Below are 861 nucleotides of genomic sequence, written 5' to 3'. Positions count from 1 at the left end.
TATCCCATATTAAGCCACCTTTTAATGAGAGTGCTTCCCGGAAACATAGATGTTTGTTGCATTATCCAATTATGATTAAGATGGTCAAAGCATCCTAAGAAATCTCCCTCAAATACCCACTTTTTCTTACTATTCGTGTTAAGGTTATTAAAAAGATTACTTATAGCATCGTGTGTGCTTCGTTTAGGACGAAAAACGTAAGAAGTTGGTTCAAACTTGACCTCCCATTGTGGTTCGAGTGCGTTTTTTACTACGTTTTGATACACTCGATCTCGTATCGTGGGGATACCGAGAGGTCTCATTTTCCCATTTTTCTTTGGGATAAACGTTCGTTTTGCTGGCTTTGGACGATGTCGAAAGACATTGCATTTAACTAGTTGTTTATAAAGTTTGGTACGTTCGCTTGGTTTTGAGGCCGTATAGCCATCTACACCAGGTGTTCGCTTACCGTTATTTTGTTGTGTTACTCTGCGAATGGAAAGGAGTAGATTTGCTTTACTCCGGAGGAGTAAACGTTGAAGTTCCCTTACTTTTCTTTGTTGATTTTGTTGTTCGGCACGATAAATTCTTTGTCGTAACTTCGTTACATATTTTTGTATAATACTCCAATCAATAGAATACCTCTCTACGTGCGCCGACGCTCGTAGAGAGGTATTCATAACAGCACGCTCCTTTTCGTTAGAAGATAGCCACAAATTTATTTTCGTGTTGAAGACCCATTAGAAGTGGGCGCTCTTTCGAGCCTATCATTGTCTGTAGAGACGACAGTATCCGTCCAGTTATACAGTGTTTCTGCTTTCCTGTCCCTTTTCAGGGTAACGACTTTCGCTTTTTCTCATATCCCATACCCTCTGTCACATC

At 40.2% G+C, this 861-nt stretch carries 1 protein-coding gene; it reads right to left on the bottom strand.

Annotation, left to right across the window (positions count from 1 at the left end; translation table 11 throughout):
• Window positions 1-659: reverse transcriptase N-terminal domain-containing protein (locus ACN6NE_RS31025; protein WP_474329433.1), on the bottom strand; the 659-nt coding region annotated here is incomplete at its 3' end.
• Window positions 660-861 lie beyond the last annotated feature (202 nt).

The sequence above is a fragment of the Priestia sp. 53B2 genome (assembly GCF_056099005.1).
The sequence above is the reverse complement of the archived record's forward strand: the minus strand, read 5'-3'. Positions and strand labels throughout refer to the sequence as shown.